Consider the following 25,543-nt stretch of genomic DNA (forward strand, 5'->3'; position numbering starts at 1 on the left):
TCATAAGCCGCAGACTCACCCGCGAATCCACCCTGAACTGGCGCGACACCTGAACCTCGAACCAAACAACCTCGCCAGGACAAAACGCTCTTTAATACGGCCCGCCCGCTGGCGAACCTCCTGCTGAAGCGCCCTCTCGGCCTGCAGGCCAGTGGCTCACCCTGCCCGCACTGGACCGCCTCGTCCGGCAGCCCCACCCCATGCTCACGCGTGCATACCGCCATCGATCACCTTCAGACAGCGCCCGCCACCCGCACCCCTTCCCCCTATTGCCGCACCGCCCCTGAAGCCGTCCGACTCCTTATGGAATCCGCGGTCCGGCGCCCGCGACCCCAGGCTCGGACAGGGGGTCGTCGAGGAGATCGGCGCTGGCGCCCGCTTACTGGTCCTCGACGTGAGAGATCCTGACCCCATTGTGAAGGCCGCGACTCACGTCCGGCGAACCATCCGGCCAACCAGAGGTCTCACGGTTGGGTGCTCCACAGCCTGCCTCCTGGTGATAGCCAGACTGGGGGCGATACGAACTGGTCACGGCGTACGCGAACGGCCGCGAACCTGCCCACCGGAAACGAAAGGACACGTGGGCTGCGCGTGCTGGCCCCGCACGGCGCCAGCCACGCGGGGCGACGAGAATCCGCCGGCACGAACGAGAACGAGTGAGAATCCGACAGGTTCCATGCGACAGGACATCTGTTCGCCTCACCGTGCTGGCCTTTGGGTCGGACAGGGGCCGCCGTCAACAACAAAGGGACACTCGAAACGCGAACCTGCACCGGGATGGAGAACAGCGCGCCCGCACGCCCGGGCCGTCCCTCGGGCTCCGGACCGGAGACGGGCAGCTGGCGAGCCGTCAGGCGGGCATCGTCCGCTTTGCCGACCACGTCGAAGACGTGCGGATCACTCGTTGGAGCGGTGTGTGGAAGTGCCCATTTCGCTTTGGGTGTCTGCCTGCGCTCAAGCGGATCGGCAAGCGGCAATGATATTTTGAATGTCAGTTCGAATGTGTCTGTATCAACGAGTCGGCAATCCGGCCTGACGAGGCACCCTCGCCTCCTTGACCGTCACGACGAGGAGAGTGCTTATGGTTCCGACGTTGAGGATCGAGGCGTTCGTTCCCGCCTCAGTGCCGATCACCGCCCCGGTCACCAAGTTCGGGGGCCAGCCGGTGTGGCTTTTTGAGTCACAGTGGCCAGTCAACGACGCATGGGATGAGCCGATGCGCTTCATCTGCCAGATCGAGCTCGGGGCAGTGCTCGGCGACGCGGGGCGAGGCAAGCTGGCGTACGTCTTCGTGACTCACGCGGAGCACGGCGACGAGACGTTCTTCGACCCCGACGTCGCGTTTCCCGATGAGGGCGCGAACGCGGTCATCGTGCAGCCGGGTGGTGTCTACGGCGGTTCAACGCTCCCGATGGCCACCGGGCCCACCCTGTACCACGTCGAGGATGGGTCCGACGCCGAGTACACCGTCCGGCTCCAGCCGGACAAGGACCCCGACTTCCGTCCTCAGCACGACCACGGGAGGCTGCCGCCCGACGATCACAATCACTACTGGGAGCAGATCAGCGGCGACAAGATCGGTGGAACGCCCGCGTTCTTTCAAGGCGATGACTGGCCTGACGGCGGCCCCTGGAAGCTGACGTTGCAGCTGAGCCCGAACTTCCAGCCGTTCTACCTCAATCTCGGCGCTGCGCCTACAGCGTTCGCGTTCGTCTCGCCGGACGCCACGCAGGGTCGGTTGCTCGTACAAGACTCCTGACCGAAGTCAGGGAGCCATGGGCCGTGCGGGCGCACCTGGGTCCGCCGTTACTGAGATGTCAGGCGTGATGTCGCACGCAGAACAGCCCCTGGATGGCGAACGGTTCCCACCGGAACACGTAGGGAACCGGTGGGAACAGCTGAGCAGGATGGAAGAACCCCACTCTGGCGCTGGCCGCCCGCGAGCTGAAAGAGGGCCGCCGCACCGTCCACCCCGAACTGGTCCTGTTTCCCTCCTGGGGCGAGTTGCAGGACTACGCCGCCCACGACCCGGCCGGACGCGACCTGCAGCCCCTGGTCGGCCTCGTTGACACCTACGGCACGGACGTCGTCCTCGCCGCTGTTGCTCAACTCGTTCCCGAGCAGCAGGCCGAAGTCACCGTCTCCACTGCTCACAGGGCCAAGGGCCGCGAATGGGCCCGCGTGAAAATCGCCGACGACTTCACCCAGCCCCAAGCCCGTGCCCAGCCGGACGGCACGAGCAGCAGTGCACCGGGCCCGATCAACGACGGCGAGGCCCGCCTGGCCTACGTGGCGGTCACCCGCACACGCCACCGACTGGACCTCGGTGGCTTGTCCTGGATCAACGAGCATCCCGACGGAACGTGTTCAACGGCTCACGGCCACGACCGTCCGCCCCTCAGGTGAGACCTGCGGGGGAGGGGCCGGTGGTGTGGGTGGTCTCGTGGCGCTGGATGATGGCTCGGCTGATGGCCTCGCTGGTGGCGATGAACTCTTCGATGCTCCGCTCGTCGAGATCGCGCACGGATGCCTGTTCCAGACTCGACCACATGTCCTCGAGCGGCCCGCGCATCGCCTTGCTCTTGTCGGTGAGCCACACGCGCATCGCCCGCCGGTCGTGCTCTGCCTGTTCACGACGCAGCAGTCCGGCCTCCTGCATCCGCTTGAGGGACTTCGAGAGCGTGGAGTGGTCCAGCCCCGCAGCGGCAAGCAGTTCAGACTGGGTCTGCCCGTCCCGTTCCAGCAACTGCATCAGCAGCAGTTCCTGCCCGGAGTACAGACCCAGATCACGCAAGAGCTGGCCCGCATAGGCCCGGTGGGTACGGGCCAGCGAGAAGATTTCGAAACTGAGGCGGCCCGTGCGCACCGGCCCCGGCATCGGGTCCGTCTCGGTATCCGGCGTCCGGCTCACCGTACCCACCCGCCGTGTGTGTTCCGTCGCGCAGGAGCGGCGTCGAGTATCGAGCGCTCGCACGCCGGCATGGGCCGGGGAGCGAGCCGGAATTCACCGAGCTCGGTGAGCTGGCAGAGGACAGCCATGAAGGGCTCCAATCAGATGCGGTTGGGCAGCCGTTCAAAGGCGCCTGACGTGTGATCTCGCAGACTGGAGAGACGGCACTGCCGCAGGTCCCGTGAGTACGCCTATAGGCCCTGTGAAGTCCTGATCGACGCTGGCGGCATCGACGCCCTCCACACCCTCGTGAACGCCCTCAGATCAGGGTCGGCAGCCGCCCGACGAGGGCGTACGGCATCCACGCGTTTGGTGCGGCGTAGCTCTGATCGGCACGGCACGGCACCTGACTTGGAGCAACGCAGCCGCCGAGCCTTTTACAACTGCTGTTCGAGGAAGGTGATTTGGGCGGCCGCCCATTGCGGCCAGCCGGGCTCGTTCGGCAGGGAGGGGCTTGTCCGGGACGGGCCAGGGCTGTCCGCTTTGGCGGCCCACCGGGTCAGGGTCTTGAGGGTGTGTGCGAGCAGGCTCTTGGGGACTGGCGCGCCGCCGCGGACGAGTTTGGCCGTCATGACTGCGACGGGGCGTTGGCGGTTTCTGGGCCAGGACGTCAGGAGTGCGGCTACGACGTCGGGGGCGCTCGTCATGATGTGCTCCGCGCAGAACAGGGCATGGTCCTCGGTGTGGCTCTTCATGCAGTTCACGGCGATCTCGCGGACGTGGTCCGGGCCGGGCTGCGGATGCCGTGCTCCCCAGTAGCGGGCCGAGAAATAGGCGGCCAGGAGCTGGTGTGAGAAGGGCTGTTCGTCGGTGGAGTTGGGGGTGAGCAGGCCGGAGCCGTAGAGGTGAGCGCGGACCATTTCGCTCCACCGCGCCTTGGACGAGGCCGGGCGTTCGCGGTCCAGCAGGTGGTCGATGAGACTGTCCAGGGACAGGGGCACCTGGTTGGGGCGCTCCCGCTCGCCCGCATGGGTCATCAGCAGTTCGCGCAGGCGTTCCGGCCGGACGTCGACGGCGCTCTCCCGTCGGGCGGCACCGGCCAGCATGATGTCGGTAAGCGTGTCGAACAGCGCTCCGCGGCCCGCGGGCAGGGCTCGCTGGCCGGCTTCGGCGAACACCCGGCACAGGGCGACGCAGAACATCGGTTGCATGGCGAGGTCCGTGAGCCGCCGTGCCGCAAGTTCGCGGAGGAAGTCCTCCACCGCGTCCTCGTCGTACAGCCGGAAGGCGGCGAGGCACTTGGCCACCAGGGCCCGGTGCATGCTCTCGTTGAGCCGGCACAGGCGCAGGCTCTCCAGGCCTGCCTGTTCGATCCCGCGCGACCAGAACCACTCGCGGCTGGTGACCACCAGCGCCAGATGCGGGGTGCTGGCGTACTTGGTCAGTGCGTCCTCCAGCAGGTCGCGCAGCTGCCCGTCCTGGACCTCGTCGACCGCGTCCACCAGGACGAGCCACTTGCGGGCCGGGAAGGGCGGATCCTCGAAGGCTTGTGCCAGCGGGCTTTTGCTGGTCCTGCCCGGCTGCAGGGCCAGGGCGGGGCGCAGGTCGGCTGCGACGGCGGATTCCAGCATGGCGAACGGGTCCCAGTGACCACCGGGACCGGTACTGCTTGCGAGGATGGGCGCGGCCGCGTACACCGGGACGTAGTCGCTCAGACTCCCGTTCAGCCACTGCTCGGCGACGTCCCTGGCCACCGCCCGCAGCAGGCTGGACTTGCCGGTGCCTGGCCCGCCGACGATGTGGGCTCCGCCCGCCAGAGCGGACGATTCCACCGGCATGCAGCGTGAGGCGGGCGACTCGTTGTCGTGTCCGGGCTTTGCCCGCACCGGCACGTAGATGTCGCCCATGCGCGGAGCGGTTCCGCGGGCGCGTAGGGAGGCGGCCAGGGCCTCCAGGTAGCCGCTGTGCTCGGTCGCCTCGCGGACCAGCGTCATGTAGTCGGTCATGTCGGGCCCGGAGCAGCGCCAGTTGGCCTGTTGGAGCTGGGAGTCGGACAGCAGGTCGAGCCACTCGTCCAGCTGCGGGAGGCCTAGGTGCTGCGCCTGGGCAAGTTCGGGAAAGGAGTCCCACACCACCGGGGCTGGCACCAGCCGCGACTCGTACTCGCGCCCGGTACCCTCCGCGGGCTGCTTGGCCCGCACGACCCCGACGACGCACCCGGATTCCGTGTCGATGGCCGGAGCGCCGCTGACCCCGCCCCACACCTCGGATCCGATCGCCTTGACCAGCACTGCGCCCGCCCGGTGCCGCGACACCCCCACCACCGAGAGATCGAAGGAATCGCCACCCCAATAGGCATGCCGCGGATGGCCGTACACGTGCAGCTTCTTGCCCGGCTCCAGGTCACCCGGCCCGCGGGACAGGGCGACGCAGGGGTGTTCCTGCGACAGCGTCGGCAGTCGGAGCAGGGCAAGATCGGCGCCCGTTCCGCCCGCGAAAGGCCGCACGTCGCTGTCGGCGACCGGCAGGAAGGACAGCCGGTGTTGTTCGCCGTCGCCGTCCTGCCACAAGCCGTCGACCGTGGCCGCGGGCCGGCCGTCCGGGCACACGACGTGCGCGCAGGTCAGCACCAGGCCGGGGCCTACGAAGAAGCCGGTGCCGTATCCGGTGTCCCCGCGGCGTCCTGTGGTGCTGAGCGCGAGCGTTCTGCGGCTCAGAGCGGAGGGCAGGCGCCCCCAGCCCGTCGGTGCATCCGCCATCTTCGGCTCCGCAGATCAGCCCGCGGAAGAGGAGCCCTGCGCGGACGGTGCCGCACTGCCGGCCGGAGCCCTCTCCCACTCCAGCGTGACGTTGAGGTTGGCATCCACCCCGGCCTGGGTGATCAGCGCGATCAACCCGCCCGGCTCCACGCCCAGTTGGCAGCCGAACTCCACCGTGACGCGGTCCGGCCTGGCCTGGCTCAGGGCTTCGGTGATCGCCTGCGCGAACGATCCCAGAGCCTCCGTCACTTGCCCCAGCCCGTGGCTGAAGAAGCCGACCTCCTCGTCGACGGAGTTTTCGAACGCCTCACCGGCCCGTGCCGGGGCCGCCCCGCGCCCCGGGGCCACGCTGACGGCCTGAACCATCATGCGGGCACCACCCGGCAGAGCGACCTCCGTCAGAACAACCCCCGTCTCCATTCCGACCCCCTTACCCCGATGGATTCCTGTGCGGCAGAGTAGCCATGCCACACGGTGCAGGGGAGGAGGTCGGCGAATCGGACACGACCGAGGGGGAGTTGATGACGCAGGAGCGACAGCCCGGCGAACAGGCAGGGCCAGGCGAGAAGCGGCCGACTCCTCGCATCACAGGGTCCGAGGAACAGCCCGTCATCGGCGAGAGCTGGGCCCCGCTGCGCTCCTCGGCCGAGCGGCCTGCCGTACCCACACTCGAGATCCTGGTGTCGGGCGTATACGCCACGCCCTCGCACGATGTGCTGGGCGACCCGCGCACCTGCCGGATCCTCGGAGACCGCGTGGCCGGCATCCACCGGCGCGCGGAGGACGCCGACGCCGAGAGCAGACCGGAGGACTACGGACGCCACAGCGTTCCGGAGGCCTACCTGCTGGCCCCCCAGACGGGCAGCGCGGCTGCCCGCGGACTGTGGCTGCTCCTGCTGCCGCTGCTGCTGGTCAACCTGGCGCACTGGGTGCGGCCCGCCGAACCCCGGACAGCGAGGCCCGCCTCCCGCTGCTACAACGTGTGCGTCCGGCTGGCCGCAGCCGTCCTCACCGTGCACCTCGTCGCCACCTATGCAGAAGTCTCCATGGACCTCGTGTTCTGGCAGTGCGGCAACTCCGCGGCCTGCACACAGGACCACACCTGGCTGGCTTTCTTGAACGCACAGGGCGACGGCTGGTGGCAGGCCACGCCGGGCCGCGGACTGGTGCTGGGAGCGATGCTGCCCCTGGCCGTGCTGGCCTGTCTGGCCGTGCTGGGACGCCGGACCTGGCGGCGCACCGAAGTCCTGCGCCCGCTCATGCCGTTCGCCGACGGGCGTTTCGACGGCGATCCGGGTGGCGGCGAGCCTCTGTCCCGGCCCGGCTTCTGGTACGGCAAACAGCAGGTGGCCAGGCTGCGCCGGGCGCACGTCGCGCTGGGCCTGTGCACGGTCGGCGCGTTCGTCCTGATCCCCTGTCTGGACCGCGACCGGCACCACGGCTTCGGGCTGCTTCCCGCTATTGGGTGGTTCCTGGCCGCCCTGGTGGCGCTGGTTGCCGTGCTGGCGCTGTTTGTCGTCATCACATCCGAACGCAGTGAAAGCCGACTCGATGAGAGGGCCACCGCGCTTCCGAGGCTGCTGGCCCGGGGAGGCGCCCTGCTCGTGGCAGGGACCTTCCTGTACGCGGGATGGGCACGCGAGGGATGGACACCGTCCGGACGGCTGCCGGGCACGTCCCTCATCTTCGGCGGCATCCTTGCCGCCGAGGCGGCTCTCGTCATCGCGCTGTGCATCGCCTGCGTGTTCCTGATACGCCGGGAACGGACCTACCACGGGATTCTGCGCGGCTTCGGCGGACCGGCTGTCCTCCTCCTCGCGGTCTGGTCCGGTGTGGCCCTCACTGCCGGCCAGGCCTTGCTGGCGGCCGAGTTCTTCGACGGCACCACCGACCCTGTCACCGGGCCGCCTGCTTTCCTGGAGGCTTCGATATGGGGATTCGTGGTGATGCTGCTCGCCGGTGCCGCGTCGACGTGCTTCCTGTGGGCTGACCGGCTGCTCATGGCGCGTCGGCTGAGATACCACGTGGAACGGGACTACCCGGGGGAGCCTCCGGACCTCGAGCGGACCTTCGAGATCACCCGGGCCAGGGCATCAGCGCACAGCACGGATCATCTGCCGCTGCTGCTGGGTGTGTTCGCTGTTGCGGCCGCCTTGAGCCTCGGCACGAGTGCGGTCGCGACATGGGCGGCCCCCTCGCTGCTGGACGTACTCACCCGAGACGATGCCTCCGTCGCTTTGGGCAAGATGCTCGCCGAATGGCTCTTCCTCCTTGCCGTCGTCGGCCTGTTCGCCCTCGGCTGCCTCGCCTACCAGTACCCGGCCAGTCGCCGGTCCGCCGGACTGCTGTGGGACATCGCCACCTTCTGGCCGCGCGCCGCCCACCCGTTCGGGCCACCGTGCCTTGCCGAGCGGACCGTGCCCGATCTGCAGTGGCGGGCCACGGCATGGATGCGGGAGACCGGTGGACGATTGATCTTCTCCGCCCACGGACAGGGATCTGTCTGGGTAGCTGCTGCTGCCCTGCAGATGAGTCCGGAGCAGCGCCGCAGGGTGGCTCTCCTGACATACGGCTGTCCACTGACGCGCATCTACGGGCGCTACTTCCCGGCCTACTTCGGTCCCCTGCATCTCAACCGTCTCCACCTGGAGATCGATGTCTGGCGGAACCTGTGGCGTGAGACGGACCCCATCGGCGGCGCTGTCCGCATTGGTGGCGATGAGGGCCCGGAAGTCGACCGGGCGCCGCTTCGGGACCCCCTGGCATACGGTCGCACCGCGCGTCACCCCCTCTTCACGCCGATCCTCGGCTTCGACGACTACCAGGCCGACCCCACCCTCGCCATCGAGCGCGCCAGAATGCTGGCCCGCCTTGCCCCGTAGCTGCTGTAACCAGCACCCGCGAGCCCCCTGGGTCTCCTGGGGCAACCACCGGCTGTCGGCTTGATCAGGGCGGGGCTTCTGCCGTCGCTTGGGGCACAGGGTGCCGGGGACGGGGAAACAGCGTGATTTGGTCTGGAGCGAACTCCTCCAGTCCGATGGCATGCATGCGGTCAGCGTTGCACGGGAAATGTGCACTTTCGGGAGAGGCCGGAGAAGGGGGCAGATCGCAGGAGACGTTGGAGCCGGCGATGATCCGAAGATGCTGGAGATTGGGGAAGATGAGGCCCGGGACACCGTCCTCTCCGGACCTGGAGACCCGGCAGTCCAAGCCAGGGCTCTTCGGGGCTCTTTGGCCGCTAGGCTCCAAGCGGACGGCTCCGCACGACATGCGGGCGTTGTCCCAGGGGGGGGTCGTGGACGCGCCGACATTGTTGTTGTTGGGAGCGGCAGGGGGTGCCCTGCGTTGCCTGGTCGACATATTTGCCCGGTTTGAGGACTGGCAGGCAGATCGCCGCGTCTACCGGCGGCTGCCACCCGACACTGAAAGCCAATCGCCAAGGTTCGGGCAGTACTTCGACCCGGTAGCCGATCCCGTCGCAGGAGTGCTGCACACGCTCATGGGAGCGGGCGGGGCCTGGGCCATGGGGGCGGGCGGGCAGATCACCGGCACCTATGCTGCCGTCGTCATCGGAATGTCGGCGCCAACGATTCTCACCCAACTGTGCCGCATCCCATCACTGAACGAGGCGCTGACCGGCTCCGCCCCACCCGAGGGGAGCCCGCTGCAAGCACACCCTCTCGAGGCCCCGGCTGCGCCACTGCCTTCTGCCGCACCGTCCCCTCCTCAGCCGGCCGCCGCTTCACGGCAAGAGCCGTCACCAAGACGCATCGCGGGCGAGGGCGTCCTGCCACCGACTCCGCGGCTGCTTGCCGATGAAGCGCCAACCACCTCAGGTGATGTACGCCGCCATGAGGCGACGTCGCAAGGCGGCATGCCGACGGGGGAAGGCGGGGAGACAGCATGACAGCCCGGCCCTCACTGCCTCATCGGATCGTCGCCGCCACGCTCGGCGTGCAGGCGCCGGGACGACGCCCCCCTACGCTGGAACAGCAGCGCCAGCTGCCGCTGGCGCGACGCCTGCTGGCCTCATTCATCGGCATCAGGGTCCGACCAAGGCCGTTGGCAGGGGCGGCAGTTCCGCGTGCCGCAGAACATCGCGATGTCCCAATGCTCTCCCCGGACCTTTACCGCGCGATCCTGCTCGCCGTGGGCAAGGAGGCGTCCGAGCGGAATCAGCTTGCCCTCGCCGAATATGCGGGGCAGACGCTGGCTCTTGTTGCCCTGGGCTGGTTTGAGCAGACCGGGGACGTGTACGCACGCCGGCGGTTCGAGGACCGCTTTCTTGCCCGGGGAAGGCCGCAGCGGAATCCTCAAACTGCCCCGGACGACATGATCGATTTCCTCTGGGAGTGGAGCAGCGCTACCCATCGGATGCTTCGCCAGTGGGTGCGTGACTTCGAAGAAGTACTGATGGGGTCAGCCGCAGCTGGCAGCCTGCTGAGCAGGCCTGCGGTATCTGAGGTCCGGAACACTGAGAGCCCCTTGCCGGACCCGTAGACGACGGGGGTGGCAGGGATCGGCCGGGCGCTGTCACGTTGTTGGGCGCGTGGGTGTCTGACGGTGCGTCGGGGAGTGGTTGGGCCCGGTTCGGGGCCTGTGCTCAGATCGTGGTGGCCAGGCCGACGGCGCCGGTGATCTGTTCCCAGATCGCGAAGCGGATGGTCATCTCGGCTCGGTAGTTGTGTGCGGTCATCTGGTGGCGGCGGGGCCGGAAGTGGGGTGAGATGCCGCTGAAGGCGGACAGAAACCGCTGCGCCCCACCGACGGAACGGAAGCCCTTCATCGCGCGTTCGCGCTGCCTCGTTGGCTGGTGGCTGTTCTCCGCCCGATTGTTCAGGTACTTCGACTGCCGCTGCTGGACGCAGGGCATGACCTCGCGGTGGGCGGCGCCGTAGGAGCGGAGTCTGTCGGTGACGACCACCCGCGGCACCGCACCCGTCTTCTTCATGAGGCGACGGAAGAAGCGCCTGGCTGCGGCCTTGTCGCGCCGGTTCTGCACAAGGACGTCGAGCACGTAGCCGTCCTGGTCGACGGCCCGCCACAGGTACTTCTGCTTGCCGTTGACCTTGATGAAGACTTCGTCCAGGTGCCACTTGTCGCCGGGCCGGGGCTGTCGGCGGCGCAGTGCGTTGGCGTACTGCTGCCCGAACTTCACACACCAGCGGCGGACCGTCCCGTAGGAGACGATCACACCGCGCTCGAGCATCAGCTCCTCCACCTCACGGAAGCTGAGCGGAAAGCGGTGATACAGCCACACGCCGTGGGAGATGACCTCGACCGGGTACCGGTGCCCCTTGTACGACGGCGATACGTTCCCCACGGGCCATCCCCCTCCAGCATGATCAACCAGAAGATCATCCCACCCTGCCAGCCAACGTGACAGTGCCGGTTGAGGTGTTCGGCGAGGAATGCGTCGACGATGGCAGCGAACTGCCAGACGCTTCCGAGGTGATCGACAGGCGCCTGGGCATCCCCGATCTGTAGCCTCTGACACCGGAGACGTGGGACGAAGACACCTTCTACGGGCTAATCGAGGTGTTCCACGACCTGGTGAGCCGCCCCCGCATGCGGCGCTACCACTCCTACAGTGCTGCGGATGGCACCACTCGGAGTTCCACATGTCAACGACGGTGTAATTCCCCAGGGGTTGTGACCAGGCAATTCCCCAGGCGGTCGGCTGTCAGCGGTCGATCGACCAAGGTGCGTCAACAGGTGGAAGACCCGTGTCGAGGATGTGGGCGATGATGCGCAGAGCCTCGGTGAGGGGGACGGTGTCCTCGTCGGGATACTCGTCGTGCTGCCCGTTCGTCAGCACGAAGCCCGTGCTGGAACCGTCGGCTGCCGGGCTGATGGCGTGCTCGCCAGGATCGTCTTCGCTGTCGAGCAGCATCGCGAGCGCGCGGGAGGTGTTGCTGATGATGCCAAGGGAGCGGCCGCGGGAACTACGGATCCAGGTCTCGAGCCGGCCGGCTGCGATCCGGTCACGCAGCATTTGCGGCGCCGCGGAGGCTGTTGCCGGCGCGGCGCCGTCGTTGAAGACCCAGGTCTCGATCATGGGGAGGACTCTCTCATGGGGCCGGATGAGAGAGCCCTGGCCTATCTGGCTGGCGGCTTGTCGGTGGGGTTCCTGGGCCGCTTGTTGGGGCGGTAGCTGGGCCCGTTCATGATCACCTGATGGATCGCGTTGATCAGCCGGTCCAGGAGCGACTCGGCCACGACAGGGTTGGGGAAGAGCGGATACCAGTCTCTGGGCGCGCTGTTGCTGGTGATGATCACAGACCGGCCCTGCCGCTCCGAGACGAGTTTGTAAAGGTCATCGGCCTGCTGGGCGGTCAGTTGACGCATGGCGAAGTCGTCGAGGATGAGCGGGTGGGCCGGATGATCTCGCGCATCCACTTGTCCCATGTGCGATCCGCGTGGCCGCCGGCGAGCTCAGCGAGGATACGGCTCGAGAGATCATGACGCCGTCCGCATTGGTCCGCGGGAAGACAATCAAAGGTCGGCATGCGTGGCTCGCCGCTAGGCAATCAAGGCTGGGACCTGGGTGGATGAATTATCGACACCCGCACAGTCGCAACAGCACGATCCACCGACCTGACACACCCCTCTGGCGACCACTGACCATTCGCGAAAATCTGCAGGTCACAGACCATGGATGGAGTTTCTCACGTCGGCAGGCCCGGCCCGTTGGGAGCGCCGCTCGTGACGAAGTGCACCAGGCCGGACGACGTGGTCCCGGTGATGTCCCGGTCGCGCGGATACGCCACCTGACAACTGTCCGGCGATCGTCACCGGGGAATCATGGCTAGGCTTTCCGGGCCAGTCCGGCGGCGATGAGGCGCTCCCAGACGGTGAGTTCCCGTTCCTCACCGCTGTTCCATGGGCTGTCGACCTCCTCAGGACGCCACAGGGGTGCGGGGACGATCCCGGGTTCGAGGATCTCCAGGCCGTCCAGCAGGGAGGCGATCTCCGCGTCGGTGCGCCACCGGCCGCGGCCGAACGTCTCCTGGAGGACTTTCTCGGCCTCGGCCGTCTCCGGGTTGTTGCCGGAACGGAAGTGGCTCACGAAGAAGTAGCTTCCGGAGGGTACCTGGTCGCGCCAGTACCGGACGATGCCGGCCGGGTCCTCCTCATCGTTGACGTGGTGAAGGATGGCGCTGAAAATGACGGCCACGGGACGACCGAAGTCGATCATTTCCAGGGTGTCCGGGTGGGTATGGATGCCTTCGGGGTTGCGCACATCGACCGCGACGACCCGGGTCCGGTTGTTCTTCTCCAGCAGCGCCCGACCGTGGACCAGCACCTGCGGATCGGTGTCGACGTACACGACCCGTGACTCGGGGGCGTGCCGTTGCGCGACCTGGTGGACGTTGTCGGCGGTCGGCAGACCACTGCCCAGGTCGATGAACTGCCGAATGCCGGTGGTCTTCGCGATCTCCCCGACCGCCCGGGTCAGGGCCGCGCGGTTGGCGAAGGCGATGGCCACCGAACCGGGCAGGTCGCGCTTGAACACGTCGCCGATCTCACGGTCCACGGCGTAGTTGTCCTTGCCGCCCAGCAGGTAGTCGTAGACGCGGGCGATGCTGGGCCTGGTCGGGTCGATGGAGGAGCCTTCGTACGTCATGGCGGCCATTCTCCCTCGCAACGCCGCCTGTTGAGCATCGTTGCGGGATCCTCCGGCCGGCCCCTGTGCAGGCGGCCCGGTCCGCGGTCATGTGGCGGACGGCCCCAGACGTCCGCTCGCCGTTCGACGGCAGCCCCACGCCCGACGTGGGCGACGTTTCGCCCACTGGTCGCGAGTTCACCGTGGATCCGGCGATACCCCCATGAGGAGTTCTCTTGGGCGAGGCGCAGGATCAGCGCGCGGACTGAGCGGACGGTGGGCGGTCGTTGGCGCCGTTTGGGCGTGCAGGTCGTGGCATGGCGTCGTTTGAGCAGGTTGCGACGTCAGCGCAGGATCGTGTCGGGGCGTACTAGGAGCAGGTGGTGCCGCAGCGCCAATATCTCGATGTCCTTGTCGCGGTCGCTCATCGGGAGCAGGCGCAGGAGCGCCAGGGTGTTGGTCGCAGCGAGATAGGCCAAGCGCAGTAGCACGACAGGTCATGATGCCGCCGATGCCCTGCGCACGTGACCATATTGGGGGCGAGCGGCGAGGACGGCCAACGGCCGGCGTCAAGACCGTGACCTGGGCGGATGAATTATCGGCACCCGCAGAGTCGGGGACGGCCAGCAGCATTCCGTCCAGGGCCAGGACCCGTAGCCCGTGGAAGAGTTCCGTCCTGTGGCTCAATGGTCGGGCCACGGCCCGGGACGGCTCTCGCGTGACCGGCCAGCCCAGCCTCTGCCTCGCACGGGTCAGAGATGACTTGTTCACCCCCGCCCAAGGCCGAAGCGTCGGCTCGCCGGCCTTCACCAGCCGCAGGACCTCCAAGTAGTCGGCCTGCGGAAACAGGCACAGTGCGAGCACGAAGTACACCGTGAACCGGGCCGACAGCACACGTCGGCGTTTCTCCGCACACCCAGCCTCGGCAACGACCCGGTCCACCAGCTCAGCAGGACACGACCGAGTCAGGATGCCCAACCCCAGCTGCTCCAGACGCGACACCAACACGCATGGCTCAACACCGCGCACACCCCAAAAGCAACGGCATTGTCATCCGTACGACAGGGGGCACACAGCCATACCGGACCCGGGGGCCAGGCGCCCCAATGCGGGGCCACGGAAAAGGTAACGGGGGCACGTGGGCGCCGGATCCAGGACGGACCACAGGGGCGGGCGGACTTGTGTCTGTCCACCCGCCCCTGTGCCACGGCGTCAGTCGGTCCGGTCGTTGAGCCCTTCAGGTACGACCCATTCCGGGTAGTCGAACCGCTCACCGAGGGCGACGAGACCCGGTCTGTCGGCCGGTACGTGGTACGCCTTCATGGCGCGCAGGAACAGCCGGTAGCCGAGATCCGCGCACGACTCGGTGACCACCCGCTCCAGCGCGGGGACGAGGCCGGTCACCGGAGTGCCGAACGGGGGGTTCTCGACTGCGAGGCTCAGTTGTTCCGCGACCGGGCGGATCACCTGGAGGACGGCCCGCCGAAGTTCCTCGTCCACCACGGGTCGCGGCGGCGGGGGGACGAACGCGGGATCGTTCTGGCGCACCCGGGCCAGCCATGCCCCTTCGGCCTTCTGCAGCCAGGCGCCGGCGCTCATGCCGTACTCGCCCGGATCGAAGACCCCGTGGGTGGCGGCGAGCCAGACCGTGCGGATCGTCTCGTCCGTCAGCGGAGAGCGCAGCAGCCGCTGGACGTCCTGACCGAGCTGGACGGCCTTCGAGCGGTCGAACTCGTCGACCGACGACTCCGCGATCTTGAGCCACACCACGGCGGGGCCCTCGTCAGAGTGAGACTGGACGTACTTCCTGTAGAACTCCTCCAGCACCTCCCATTGCGAGGCCAGCCAGGTCAGCCCGATGTCCGTCGTGTAGACGCCCTCGAGGAAGTCTCCCTCGGCGTCGCTCTCAGGCTCGTGTGCCATCGTCAGCCCTCCAGATATGAGGTGTACACGACCCACTTGCCCTGCCGGTGCTGAGCGACCTTCTTACCGATGTACTTCAGCTGCACGATGACCCACTTGGACGTGACTTCGCTCTTCTGGGCAGTTTCGCCGGTCTTCACCCACTTGTGGCCCAGTGGTTTGCCCCCGGTCTCGATGTCCCTGACTTGCCAGCGGATCGTCTTGAGCTTCGTGGGCAGCTTGCGCCCCATCCTCTGCGCCTGCTCGGTCTCCCAATCGGTGAGCTCCTTCAGGTGCTTCGGGCTGTGCTCGAGCCACTGTGTCATGGCCTTGTTGACGGCGTCCCGGGCGATGTCGGTATTGAACCAACGGGTGGCCACACCCCCTGTGGTCCTCGGGTCGAGAGCCTTCGCCTCCATCTGGGCGTCGGTCTTGTTCACGTGCTCGCTGATCGTGTGAGCCCCTTCGATGTCCTCGTCGGCGACGATGTCCTCGCAGTTGTGGACGAGGACGCTCTGCGGGTGGGCGCCTTCGGTGCTGACGTAGAACGTGTGGATGCCGTCGACCGTCAGGTCGAAGACGTCCTGGGGTGCCAGGCCGGCCCGGTCCTTGACGGCCGTGACGGTGCGGAACGTCCCGTCCGGCGTGCGCAGGCTGTCGCCCATGTGCAGGGCGGAGACCAGGGTCCAGCCACGGCCCTCGACGAAGAACCGGTGGCCAGGCGTGCTGGACAGTCTCCCGTCGGCCACCGTGATGTCGACGAGCCGCCGGGTGTCGTGCCGCAGGGTGTCGGTCACCCGCCGGACCGACGGCCGGCCGGTCTCCGGGTCTGTCGCGCGGACCAGGTCACCGAGGCGTATGTCGCGGATCGCCTTGTGGCTTCCGTCCCCCATGAGGACCTGGGTCTCGCCAGGGAAACTGTTCCTGGTGCACGCGGTCGTCAGGTCCTCATAGAGTTCGACCTCTCTCTCGATCGCGGCGACCGCCGCCGTGTCTATGCCGTCGATGGCCTTGAGCGCTTTGAACGCGTCCCGGACTCCGATGCCGGTGGCGAACGCGGCGTCCACGGCGCGCAGCGCTTCCGCGATGGGTCGGATGATCTTGCCCGCGAAGAGGCTCGCGACGTCCAGGGACGCCCAGGCGCAGCCGCCCCAGCTGCCGCTCTCGAAGCCGGAGGTGAACTTCTGGGCGCACTTGATCCAGCTGCCGAAGAGGATGTCGATGGGATCGACGCCGTCCTGCCACTCGGCGATCGTGATGGTGTGCGTGACCTCCTGGGACAGTTCGTCGGTCTTGACCTCGCCCAGATACGTCGTGGCATCGGTCGGGCACATGAGCTTCTGCGGGTCGATGCCCTCGGCGGCGCACAGGTACAGGCTGAGAACGGCCTTGTACCGGATCTTCGAGGTGATCGTGCAGTTGCCCCGGTAGGCGAGGTGGTCCCACCAGTGGTCGCAGCCGCCCGACTTGGTGACGACCTCCGGCTCGCCGATCTTCTCGATGTGGTCGACGACGTAGAAGACGTTGCCGATGGAGCCGCGCTCGTCGGTGATGGTTCCGTCGTCGATCTGCTTGGCCTTGCCCGCCTTCTCGGCCCGATCGGCCGCGTCCTGGGCTTCCTTGGCGTATTTGTCGGCGTCCTTGGCGGCTTGTTCGGCTTCGGTGGCGGCCGTGTCGGCGCGGGTGGCGGCCGCTCGGGCGTCCTTGGCGTCCTGTTCGGCCTGGGTGGCGGCGGAGCGGGCGGCTTCGGCGTCGAGTTCGGCGGCGTCGGCGGAGTCGCGGGCGTCCTTGGCGTAGCCCTCGGCATTGCCGGCTGCCTTGTCGGCGGCTGCGGCGTCCTCGGCGGCCTGCTTGTCGTACTCGACAGTGCGCGCCAGTGAGTCCGCGGCGGCGGATGCGGCCTTGGCGGCGTCGGCCGCGTAGCCGAGGGCCTCCTTGGAGTAGGTGCGGGCGTCGGCCGCGTACTGGGCGGCGTTGGCCGCGTGCTGGTAGGCCTCCTTGGCGTCGCCCTTGGCCTGGTCGGCGAGGTTCTTGGCGGCCTGTGCCTCGGCGGCGGCGTTCTTGGCGTGGGCGTCGGCGACGGCCTGCTGCTGGTCGGCGATGGTCTTCGACGCCTGTCCGGTCAGTACGACCAGGCCGGCGGCGGAGTCGGTGTCGACGTAGGCGGAGCCGAGTTGGATGGCGTCGTTGGCCGGGTTGGCGACCTGCTTGGCCGCTTCGCCGGCGTCCACGGCCGCCTGGGCGGTGACGTGGGCGAACCCGGCGGCCTTCGCCGCGGCGGCGAGGGCCTTGCCGGCTTCTGCGTTCGCCGCGTTCGCCTGGGTCTTGGCGTCCTTGGCGTGCTGCTCGGCCTCGTTGGCCAGCTTGACGGCTGTCTTGGCCTCGGCGGAGGCGTCCTGGGAGGCCTTGATGGCGTCGGCGACCGCGCTGGTGGCGGTCTTCACCGCCGCGTCGGCCTTCAGCTTGTCCGCCTGGGCGGCGTCCGCGTCGGAGCGGGCCCGTTTGGCGGCCGCTTCGGCGCGGGTGGCCGCGGCGTCCGCGTCGGCTGCCGCCTGGGTGGCGGCGTCGGCCTCGGAGCGGGCCCTGCCCGCCGCGGTCTCGGCGTCGTCGGCCGCCTTGTCCGCGTCGTTGGCGGCGGCGCGGGCCGCGTCGGCCGCGTCACCGGAGTCCAGGGAGTCAGCGTAGGCGGTCTTGGCGTCAGCCTTGGCGCGGGCCGCGTCGGCCTTCTGTTCGGCGTCCCAGGCGTCGTCCCGCAGGGACTTGGCGTGATCCTTCGCCTTGACCGCGTCGTCCCGCCGGTCCCCGGCGGTCTTCTCCGCGGCCTCGGCCTTGCCCTTGGCGTCCTTCGCCTTCGTCGCCTCGGACTCGGCGTTCTTGCGGTGCTCGGCCGCCTCGGCGCGGCTGGCGGCGGCGTTCTCCTTCTCCGCCTTGGCCGTCTTCTCCTCGGCCTCGGCGGCGAGCCGCTTGGCGTGCGCGTCGGCGGCCGCAGCCTTGGCGTCGCCCTCGGCCTTCACCGCTTCGGTGAGCTTGGCCTCCGCGGTCTCCTTGTCCTTCTTGGCGTTGTCGCGGTGCACCTTCGCGGCGTCGGTCGCGGCCTTGGCCTGCAACTCGGCCGTCTCGGCGGCCTTCTTGCGGAATTCCGCCTTCACCTGGGCGGCCTGGGCGAGCGCGCGCTCCGCGATGGTCTGGCTGTCGCCGCCGGAGGCGCGGGTGGCGGCCTCGGCGGTCTCGCCGGCCTTCACCATCGCCTCAAGTGCGGCCGCCGCACCCTGGGTGACCTGTGCCTTCTGCTGCCCGACCAGCAGACCGCGCCCCCGCGGCGCGCCGCCCGTGTCGGCGATGATGTAGGAGGCCTGCTCGGCGGCGTCCGAGGCGGTCGCGGCCTTCTTCACGGCGGCGAGCTGGGTCTTGAGGACGTCGAGCTGCTTCTTCGCCGCCGTCTGGACGGCCGTGATGCCGGCCTTGGCCTTGTCGAACTGGGCCTTGGGCGGCACGGTGCCGGTGTGCCCGGAGGGCGTGACGTCGAACTGCTGCGGCCCCGTGCCGTTGCACGTGTACAGCCACGAGTTGTAGCCGTTGGTGTACTCGTGCAGGTCAAGGCACTTGTCGGTGCCGACGTTGCGCAGGCTGCCGGTGGCACGGAGGTTGAACTCCCACGTCTGCGCCGGGGAGCCGCTGCACGTCCAGATCTGGATCTTCGTGCCGTTCGCCGGGTTGTTGTTCGAAACGTCCAGACACTTCAGGGAGTTGACGTTCTGCAGGTGCAGCCCCCGGTCGTCGCCGTAGACCTTCCACTCCTGCGCCGCCGAACCGTTGCACGTGTACAGCTGGACGGGGGTGCCGTTGTCCTTCTTCGCACCCTCGACGTCAAGGCACTTGCCCTGCGCGGCGTGCACCTCGATCACCGCCGGGGCGTCGCCGACCCAGCCGGCCCCGCCCGCGGACCAGTAGTCCTGCCAGCGCGCGAGGTGGTCGGCGACCCACGAGTACCCCAGCAGGTCACCCAGTGCCTTGGCGCCGGCCGCCAGGGACTTGGTGGCGTCCTTGCTGGCGTTCAGGATCTGGTTGCGCTGCGTGGCCTGAGAGGCGATCTCCTGCTGCCACTCCGTGGCGGCCGTGCCGGAGACGTCACCCAGCACGTTGTCGGGATCGATCGGGTCACGCCACGCGCACGCGGCGAACCGGGACTTCAAATCCTCGACCGCGATGCGGTACTCCGCCGTGCCCGGCTGCGGGGCGCTACGGGGAAATCCCCCCGACGCCAGGAACATACGGGCGTTGTCCGCGCCCGCGTTCTCCCCGGGAGCCCCGTGCAGCCACTTGAACGCGTCCCGCTCGGCGAGGGCCCGGTTCCACTCGTCGGCCGGCAGCCCGACAGGGTCGGGGTCCTTGCCGTAGAGAGGGCTGCCCAGGTCGTCAACGGCCTTGAGGGTCGCCGCGTCCGCCCTGGGCGTGGAGTCGGCATAGAAGTCGCCGTCGTTCTTCCAGAACCGGTCGGCGGTCCACTTCGTCAGACCGGTCTGGCCGTAGAAGTCCTCCTGCCCGTCCCCCGGGGACCCCGGAGGCCAGTGGAAGTCGGTGTCGGTGAAACCGGCCGGGTTCGTCAGACCCTCCAGCGGCTTCCGCCATCCGTCCCGGAGAGTATGCAGGGCGTCCAGTTCCTTGCCCGCCGCGTCCCGGTCCGTCTGGTACGCGGTGGCGAGCGGAGTCTTCTCCCAGTTCTTCCGGTCGGCCAGCGTATGAAGCTTGTCCGCGGGCTGGTTCAGGCCGTCCTGCGCGGTCGTGGCCATGGACGGGCCGCCCAGCCGCAGCACATCGGCCATGAGGCACTGGTCCTGCCGCAACTGCTCGGCAGCCGTGTCCACATTCCAGTCGTACGAGGCAGCCGCCGGATCGGCGTCCGCTCCCCGGCCGAGCAGGTCGGGCTGGACAGCCAGTCCGCCGAGGACGGCCAGCGCGGCCACGGACGTGACGACGGGAGTGAAGAATCCGGATCTTCGTGATCCGGGCATACGCAACCACGGTCTGGGGCGCAACAGAGCATCTCCTTCTTCGTTCAAGGGGGGCGGGCGTAGTCAGGCCCGGTCGAAGACAAGGGGAGAACAGCGGTCCTGAGCGGGAGTCAGGGGCGCACAGCGCAGGCTGGACCAGCGTGCGCGGACGGCCGGTATGACGGCATGACGAAGCAGCCCCTCCCCGTGGGCGACGGTGTTCCCCCGGTCGCCGAATGACAGACGCGTGTGTCTGGACTGGTCAAGATCCACCGCACGCGGCGCTCACCATAGACAGGGAATACGTGAACAGAACAGGGAAATTCAGGGCCTACAGGTGCATGCACATACCGCTCCGGGGAGACGAGACCTGTTCCGGAATACGTTGTTCACGTGTGCATCCCATGCGGGGCCTGTGTGATTTCTGTGAAGCGGAATGGCGGCTGAAGCCTCCGGCAACTTTCCGCACCCGCCACCAGGTGATGCACGTCACGACACGGAAGCGGAGAGCGATACCGCCACACTCCCTGGGAGCAATTGTCAATTCCTGTGGATCGCTTGGTTAGGGCGAGAGGTTGGCGCCTTGGATGACCTGCCATCCGGAGGCGAGGGTGCCCGATATGAGGCGCTGGACGCCTTCTCCTCGGAGCGTCACGAAGGCGGTGAGGCCAGTGTCGAGTTCTGCCACTCGATGCCCGTAGACGACGGCCTGCGTCAGCGTCAGGTCGATCGCCGTGGCCTCGGCGCCGAGCGACCAGAAGGTCAGCACGGCGACGCGTGACGCGGCGGGCCTGGCGGGCGGTCTGGCCGGAGCGTCCTACGGAGCCGAGACCGGGGCGTCCATCGGCTTCGCCTTCGGACCCGTCGGCATCGCGGTCGGCGGCATCGCGGGCGGCATCATAGGCAGCGGCGTCGGTGAGAGCATCGCCGACGGCATCAAAGATCTTTTCTGAGAGGAGGGGTTGAGCCGATGACGACCACGCCACCGTCCGAGGCCACTGTGGCGGTCCAGTTGCTCGCGATCATCAACGACCCCACGGCGCCTGAGGGGGACCAGCTCGACGCGGCCATGGACTTGGAGGATCACTCCGGCGCCTGGTTCGAGCAGGAGATCTTCGAGATCCTGCGGCGCGAGGATTTCAGCAGCGTGCTGGCCCAGATGTGCGCGGCGGCGCTCGCGGGTATCTGGGCCCGGGAGGACCGGATCGACGAGAAGTTCTTCCCCGAGCTGCGGCGGACGGCTCTCGACGAGGTGCTCGGCATTCTCGGAGCCCGTGCGCCGCACCTGATGCCCGAGGGGATGCAGGAGGGCTGACACGCCTGCCCGCGGCGGCCCCACCGGTTCTCCCGGTGGGGCCGCCGCTCGTTCGGTCCGCGAATGGGCGAGGCCGGCGTCCGTATGTCCTGCCCCGACGCTGCGAAGGGCTTCCGCAGCCCACAGGCCGCGGACGTGTCCCTCTCGAGTGGAGCAATCGTCAATACCTGTGGACAAGTTCTGACTTCAGCATCGCATTGGGGTGAGCCTGGCGAGTCCTTCGATGCCTGCGAGTTGGTCTTGGAGGGCGGGGTCTGGACTCGGGGCGGTGACCAGGAGGAGCACGGGCAGGTCGGGGTGCTCCTCGTCGTAGAGGTCGTTGTCCCCGTCGTCGCCGGGTATGGCGTTCGGCTGGACCTGGATGCGGGTGGCGTCGTTGAGGGTGGCGAGCAGGTAGATGCCCAGGTAGTCGCTGTCCCGTTCGACGAAGACTGTGCCAAGGCGATCGGTCAGCAGGTCGGCAAGCTGCCTGGCGGTGTGGGTGTTCGTGCCGTAAGTGTCGAAGGCGGTCATGGTTGGGTGTGCTCCTGGTCGCGAGCCCGGCTGTCCGGCTCAAACGCTCACCTCGTAGCCTCCGCGTATGACTGCTGATCCGTTCCAGTGCCGCTGCGTCCTCTGCCATGACTACGGCGACCGAGGCGAGGCGAACCGCATGGATCTGACGATCATCGAGAACGTGCAGCAGCACGGATGGCACGTCGTCATGGTTCCCGAGGACGACATCGGTCCTGGATTCGCCTACACGATCGGCCTCGCACACACCCACGGCGCTTCTGAGCTCGCCGTGTTCGGACTCGATATCCACGCCATGTACCGCATGCTCAACAGCATTGGAGAGAAGTCCGCCGCGGGCGCTGTACTGGCTGACGGCCAGAGGCACCCTGGCGTTGTCGACGGTCACCACGTCGCGCTCAGGCACGTTGACCTCCGCTGGTACCGAACCTTCTTCGGGCGGGCCATCGGGTTCTACCGACGACCTCCTTTCCCTGTGCTGCAGGTCGTGTGGCCCGACGCGGATGACCGTTTTCACTGGGAAGAACAGGCTGAGGAACGGCATCGGCAGTCGCAGCCTCAGTTGTGGCAGCCGCCGAGTGAGCATCCTGTCGGGATCTGGACGACTGAACTCTGACCTTGCACGGGCCGACTAGCGACACACCAACATCGTCGCGAAGGCTACTGAAGCAAGATCATTTTGCGGAGTAGTTCGAATCCGGCTCGGCCGTAGAGCTGCCTCTTGATCTTCTTGATGCGGTTCACGGCACCCTCGACGCTGCCCGAGTTCCAGTCCAGTGTCAGCCCGGCTGTCACGGCGTCGAAGTCTCGGTGCAGGTGCAGTGCGAAGCCGGTGAGGCCGGGTAACTGGCTGGCGTCGACTGCGTCGATCCAGGTGGGAAGTGTCGAGCCGAGGCGGTCGGTGAGCATCTCGCCGAAGTCGCGAACATGTCCCGCGACCTTGTCCAGCTCGGGGCAACGGGCCAGGACCTCCTTCAGGCCGGCCCTGTCTTCCTCGGTCAGGGCCGTGGGGTGCCGAGTGAGCCAGCCGGTCACCTGTCGCACAGACGGCGGCCGCGGTGCCGCGCCGGCCGGAGCCCTGCGGAGGGTTAGGTCTGGCCGCGACGGATCGCGAAGTCGTCCACGCCCAGGACCCGCGGCGTGCTGAACCGGGGATCCGGTAGCGCCATGACCCTGCGTAACAAGGTCATCCGGCCGGCTCCGAAGCCCAGCTGGGCAGCCAGCCGCGCGCCGGCCCGCCCGGCCAGCGCGCGCCCCACTCGCTCCAGGGCGTGGTTGAGCCGCGTGGTGAACAGTGCGTGCGGGGCGGCCAGCCGGGAGAACCTCTCGGCGAACGTCCGACGGGGGCAGTCCGCCACTCCGCAGATGAAACGCCGGACCGTCAACCGGATCACGAAGCCCTGTTCAACGAGCGGAAGGTCCTTCAGCCTGCGTTGGTACCGGTCGTGGACTCGGTCCGAGAAGCGACCGCAGTCTGGACACGCCGCCCCTACCGCACGACCTCTCGCCATCACCTCGGCTGTGCCGAACGCGGCCGTCACCGCCTCGACGTCCACATCGTCGATCCCGTCGAACACCAGCGAGTCCCAGAACGGTGCATCGGTCTGCATGACCAGCACCCTCACGGTCAACAACCGACCAGGGCAGCAGCCGACGGACACCTGAGGGAGCGTCACTTCCGATCGTCGGACGACAGGGCGCACGCGGTCTCACGCGACCAGTCTCCTCGCAATCGAACAGCGAGGTAACACTCCGCGACGACTCCCCAAGATCTGTGCCAGAACCGACTTTTGATGTCACTCTGGTGCCGCGGGGCCCGCCCGTTTGCTTCTGATAAGAGACGGAACGTCCGCATCAAGAGCGCCTTCGGCGTCGCCTGCTGTCCTGTCCCAGAAAACTGTGGGCAGGGTGAGGCTCTGACTTGCCGTGCCTACGGTTGAGTGAGACAGGGCGGGTGGTCGGTGTCCCACTCAACCGTCGGCAGCGTGATGTTCACCCGCGGAGCCAGGCCAGCAGCCGCCGTGGAGTCGGTCGCAATGGGCTGGCTGCCATGGTTCGGGCAGTCGACTTGGCTCTCCGGGCTTGTTGGGCGAGTTGGCATGCGTCGGCTTCGCGGATGAGTTCTTGAGAGCGGATCTGGTGCAACTCGAAGTGCATGCCGCTCGCTCCTACTGCTGGAGTTCCATGACATCGGCGACCACGCAGCTGACGTTGTCGGGGCCGCCGGAGCCGTTGGCGAGGGCTATGAGTTCACGGACGGCCTGCTCGGGTTCGCTGATCTCGGCGAGCACTCGGCGGATGTCTTGGGTCGGCACGACGGTCGACAGACCGTCGGAGCAGAGCAGATATCGATCTCCCCGCTGGGTGTCGTGGAGGCGCATGTCAGGGGTGGTATCGGCTCCCTGGCCCAGGGCCCGGACCAACAGCGACCGCTGAGGGTGGGAGGCGGCTTCTTCCGGGCTGAGGCGTCCTTCGTCGACCATCGACTGGACCATGGTGTGGTCGTGGGTGATCTGGAACAGTTCTCCGTCACGCAGGAGGTAGGCGCGGGAGTCGCCGATGTGGACGAGGGCCAGCTGTGACCCGGTCCAGAGCATCGCGGTGAGTGTCGTGCCGGTGCCTTCGGGTGAAGAGCCGCTCCCGGCGATGTTGTGGACGGCCTGCTTGGCCTGTTCGATGACGTCTTCGAGGACGTTGAGGAGATTGCCGGCCGGGATGCTGTCGGTTTCGAGGTGCTTGAGCGCGCCGATGGCGGCTGCGCTGGCAGGGGCTCCTTGGCTGCCGCAGCCGTCGGCGACGGCGAGCAGCCGGGGTCCGGCGTAGGCGGTGTCCTGGTTGCTCTCGCGGACGCGGCCGGTGTCGGACAGAGCGGCGTAACGGATTCCCAGGGACTTGGCGGTCGGGGACATGGCGGGGTCCTTCCAGGACAGGTGGTCGATGAGGAAGGTGGCCAGGTCCCGCCGTGCGGCGGTGTCGGCCTCGACCTGGGCCCAGAACGCACGGACCTCCTGGGCCGCCGCGACTGCCTCCAGTGTGCAGACGTGTTGAATGCGGGCCAGGGGCATTCCCAGGCGGCGCAGCCAGGCGACCAGTCGGGCCTGTTCCAGCTGTTCCGGTGCGTAGAGGCGGTAGCCGGTCACCGGGTCGACACGGGCGGGGGTCAGCAGGCCGAGCTCGTCGTAAAGACGCAGCGCCTTCGGCGACAGCCGGGACGCCTTTGCGAACGCCCCGATGGTCAGCAACCCCATGCTCGTTCCTCCTCATGCCGAGCACGTCGCCCGGCCCCACTGATGCTGTGGGCTCCCCCAAGGTGAAGGTCAACCGAGGTTTCTGCTTGGCCCCGTCCGATGGTCTCCCACTCAGCTGGCCTGGGCTTGCTCGGCCTGGGCCTTGGTGTGGGCGAGGCGGTATGACTCGGTTCCGGTCTGGATGATGGCGCCGTTGAAGGTCAGCCGGTCGACGATGGCCGCGCTTATCTAACCGTCCTGCTGGAGAGTCCACGACGTCCGTGACGGTTCTGTCTGAGTACTCGTTAGCTTGCTGTGGACTCTTTATCTTGCTGTGCTC

At 67.9% G+C, this 25,543-nt stretch carries 18 protein-coding genes and 6 pseudogenes; 8 read left to right on the forward strand and 16 right to left on the reverse strand.

Features of this window, described 5'->3' with window-relative positions; all coding sequences use genetic code 11:
- The first annotated feature begins 1,054 nt into the window (after window positions 1-1,054).
- Both ACZ69M_RS50085 and ACZ69M_RS50090 read left to right on the forward strand, forming a co-directional pair.
- Window positions 1,055-1,759 carry a DUF1963 domain-containing protein gene (locus ACZ69M_RS50085; protein WP_470060378.1) on the forward strand — a complete coding sequence of 235 codons (705 nt, stop codon included), beginning with the start codon at window positions 1,055-1,057 and terminating at the stop codon, window positions 1,757-1,759.
- A 164-nt stretch (window positions 1,760-1,923) separates the two neighbouring features.
- Window positions 1,924-2,406 (forward strand): annotated as a pseudogene (locus ACZ69M_RS50090) (3'-5' exonuclease); the annotation flags it as partial.
- Here ACZ69M_RS50090 and ACZ69M_RS50095 read toward each other — a convergent pair.
- From ACZ69M_RS50095 to ACZ69M_RS50105, 3 genes are all read right to left on the reverse strand, one after another.
- Window positions 2,399-2,911, reverse strand: a complete 513-nt coding sequence (locus ACZ69M_RS50095; protein ID WP_470060379.1) for a MarR family winged helix-turn-helix transcriptional regulator — start codon at window positions 2,909-2,911, stop codon at window positions 2,399-2,401. The pseudogene ACZ69M_RS50090 and the gene ACZ69M_RS50095 overlap by 8 nt on opposite strands.
- A 416-nt stretch (window positions 2,912-3,327) precedes the next feature.
- Complete coding sequence (locus tag ACZ69M_RS50100) at window positions 3,328-5,649, reverse strand: trypsin-like peptidase domain-containing protein (RefSeq protein WP_470060380.1); 2,322 nt, start codon at window positions 5,647-5,649, stop codon at window positions 3,328-3,330.
- A 15-nt stretch (window positions 5,650-5,664) separates the two neighbouring features.
- Complete coding sequence (locus ACZ69M_RS50105; RefSeq protein WP_470060381.1) at window positions 5,665-6,018, reverse strand: CU044_2847 family protein; 354 nt, start codon at window positions 6,016-6,018, stop codon at window positions 5,665-5,667.
- A 152-nt stretch (window positions 6,019-6,170) separates the two neighbouring features.
- Between ACZ69M_RS50105 and ACZ69M_RS50110 the strand changes: the two genes are divergently transcribed.
- Together ACZ69M_RS50110 and ACZ69M_RS50115 are read left to right on the forward strand one after the other, a co-directional pair.
- Complete coding sequence (locus tag ACZ69M_RS50110) at window positions 6,171-8,531, forward strand: hypothetical protein (protein ID WP_470060382.1); 2,361 nt, start codon at window positions 6,171-6,173, stop codon at window positions 8,529-8,531.
- A 1,021-nt stretch (window positions 8,532-9,552) separates the two neighbouring features.
- Window positions 9,553-10,149, forward strand: a complete 597-nt coding sequence (locus ACZ69M_RS50115; RefSeq protein WP_470060383.1) for a hypothetical protein — start codon at window positions 9,553-9,555, stop codon at window positions 10,147-10,149.
- Between the two features lie 103 nt (window positions 10,150-10,252).
- On the opposite strand, the gene ACZ69M_RS50120 is transcribed toward ACZ69M_RS50115, so the two are convergent.
- Window positions 10,253-10,972, reverse strand: a complete 720-nt coding sequence (locus tag ACZ69M_RS50120) for an IS6 family transposase (RefSeq protein ID WP_470060384.1) — start codon at window positions 10,970-10,972, stop codon at window positions 10,253-10,255.
- A gap of 68 nt (window positions 10,973-11,040) precedes the next feature.
- On the opposite strand from ACZ69M_RS50120, the pseudogene ACZ69M_RS50125 reads away from it, so the two are divergent.
- Window positions 11,041-11,270: pseudogene (locus ACZ69M_RS50125) on the forward strand (hypothetical protein); the annotation flags it as partial.
- 62 nt (window positions 11,271-11,332) lie between these two features.
- On the opposite strand, the gene ACZ69M_RS50130 reads toward ACZ69M_RS50125, so the two are convergent.
- The 7 genes and pseudogenes from ACZ69M_RS50130 to ACZ69M_RS50160 form a co-directional block, all read right to left on the reverse strand.
- Window positions 11,333-11,707, reverse strand: coding sequence for a hypothetical protein (locus ACZ69M_RS50130; protein WP_470060385.1), 375 nt, complete (start codon window positions 11,705-11,707; stop codon window positions 11,333-11,335).
- A gap of 41 nt (window positions 11,708-11,748) precedes the next feature.
- Window positions 11,749-12,104 (reverse strand): annotated as a pseudogene (locus ACZ69M_RS50135) (ATP-binding protein); the annotation flags it as partial.
- Window positions 12,105-12,457: 353 nt separating this feature from the next.
- Window positions 12,458-13,276 (reverse strand): SAM-dependent methyltransferase, encoded by an 819-nt coding sequence (locus tag ACZ69M_RS50140; protein WP_470060386.1) that lies wholly within the window; start codon window positions 13,274-13,276, stop codon window positions 12,458-12,460.
- 104 nt (window positions 13,277-13,380) lie between these two features.
- Window positions 13,381-13,746: pseudogene (locus tag ACZ69M_RS50145) on the reverse strand (integrase); the annotation flags it as partial.
- A 244-nt stretch (window positions 13,747-13,990) separates the two neighbouring features.
- A pseudogene (locus tag ACZ69M_RS50150) lies at window positions 13,991-14,284 on the reverse strand (transposase domain-containing protein); the annotation flags it as partial.
- A 183-nt stretch (window positions 14,285-14,467) separates the two neighbouring features.
- The gene (locus ACZ69M_RS50155) at window positions 14,468-15,178 is read right to left on the reverse strand and encodes a hypothetical protein (RefSeq protein ID WP_470060387.1); all 711 of its coding nucleotides are present in this window, start codon (window positions 15,176-15,178) and stop codon (window positions 14,468-14,470) included.
- Between the two features lie 2 nt (window positions 15,179-15,180).
- Window positions 15,181-20,169 (reverse strand): RICIN domain-containing protein, encoded by a 4,989-nt coding sequence (locus ACZ69M_RS50160; RefSeq protein WP_470060388.1) that lies wholly within the window; start codon window positions 20,167-20,169, stop codon window positions 15,181-15,183.
- A 713-nt stretch (window positions 20,170-20,882) separates the two neighbouring features.
- On the opposite strand from ACZ69M_RS50160, the gene ACZ69M_RS50165 reads away from it, so the two are divergent.
- Both ACZ69M_RS50165 and ACZ69M_RS50170 read left to right on the forward strand, forming a co-directional pair.
- Complete coding sequence (locus ACZ69M_RS50165; protein WP_470060389.1) at window positions 20,883-21,101, forward strand: hypothetical protein; 219 nt, start codon at window positions 20,883-20,885, stop codon at window positions 21,099-21,101.
- A gap of 17 nt (window positions 21,102-21,118) precedes the next feature.
- Complete coding sequence (locus ACZ69M_RS50170; RefSeq protein WP_470060390.1) at window positions 21,119-21,463, forward strand: hypothetical protein; 345 nt, start codon at window positions 21,119-21,121, stop codon at window positions 21,461-21,463.
- 186 nt (window positions 21,464-21,649) lie between these two features.
- Here the strand turns inward: ACZ69M_RS50170 and ACZ69M_RS50175 are convergent, their stop codons facing one another.
- The gene (locus tag ACZ69M_RS50175) at window positions 21,650-21,976 is read right to left on the reverse strand and encodes a hypothetical protein (protein WP_470060391.1); all 327 of its coding nucleotides are present in this window, start codon (window positions 21,974-21,976) and stop codon (window positions 21,650-21,652) included.
- A 67-nt stretch (window positions 21,977-22,043) separates the two neighbouring features.
- Here ACZ69M_RS50175 and ACZ69M_RS50180 point away from each other — a divergent pair, with 67 nt between their 5' ends.
- Window positions 22,044-22,592 carry a DUF4262 domain-containing protein gene (locus ACZ69M_RS50180; protein WP_470060392.1) on the forward strand — a complete coding sequence of 183 codons (549 nt, stop codon included), beginning with the start codon at window positions 22,044-22,046 and terminating at the stop codon, window positions 22,590-22,592.
- A gap of 44 nt (window positions 22,593-22,636) precedes the next feature.
- Here ACZ69M_RS50180 and ACZ69M_RS50185 read toward each other — a convergent pair whose 3' ends face one another.
- From ACZ69M_RS50185 to ACZ69M_RS50200, 4 genes and pseudogenes are all read right to left on the reverse strand, one after another.
- Complete coding sequence (locus tag ACZ69M_RS50185) at window positions 22,637-23,011, reverse strand: transposase (RefSeq protein WP_470060393.1); 375 nt, start codon at window positions 23,009-23,011, stop codon at window positions 22,637-22,639.
- Between the two features lie 53 nt (window positions 23,012-23,064).
- Window positions 23,065-23,586 (reverse strand): transposase family protein, encoded by a 522-nt coding sequence (locus tag ACZ69M_RS50190; protein WP_470060395.1) that lies wholly within the window; start codon window positions 23,584-23,586, stop codon window positions 23,065-23,067.
- A 558-nt stretch (window positions 23,587-24,144) separates the two neighbouring features.
- Window positions 24,145-25,224: a MerR family transcriptional regulator gene (locus ACZ69M_RS50195; protein ID WP_470060394.1), complete on the reverse strand. Its 1,080-nt coding sequence runs from the start codon at window positions 25,222-25,224 to the stop codon at window positions 24,145-24,147.
- A 111-nt stretch (window positions 25,225-25,335) separates the two neighbouring features.
- Window positions 25,336-25,452, reverse strand: a pseudogene (locus tag ACZ69M_RS50200) (IS21-like element helper ATPase IstB); the annotation flags it as partial.
- Window positions 25,453-25,543 lie beyond the last annotated feature (91 nt).

This window comes from Streptomyces sp. NPDC107454 (assembly GCF_055582885.1).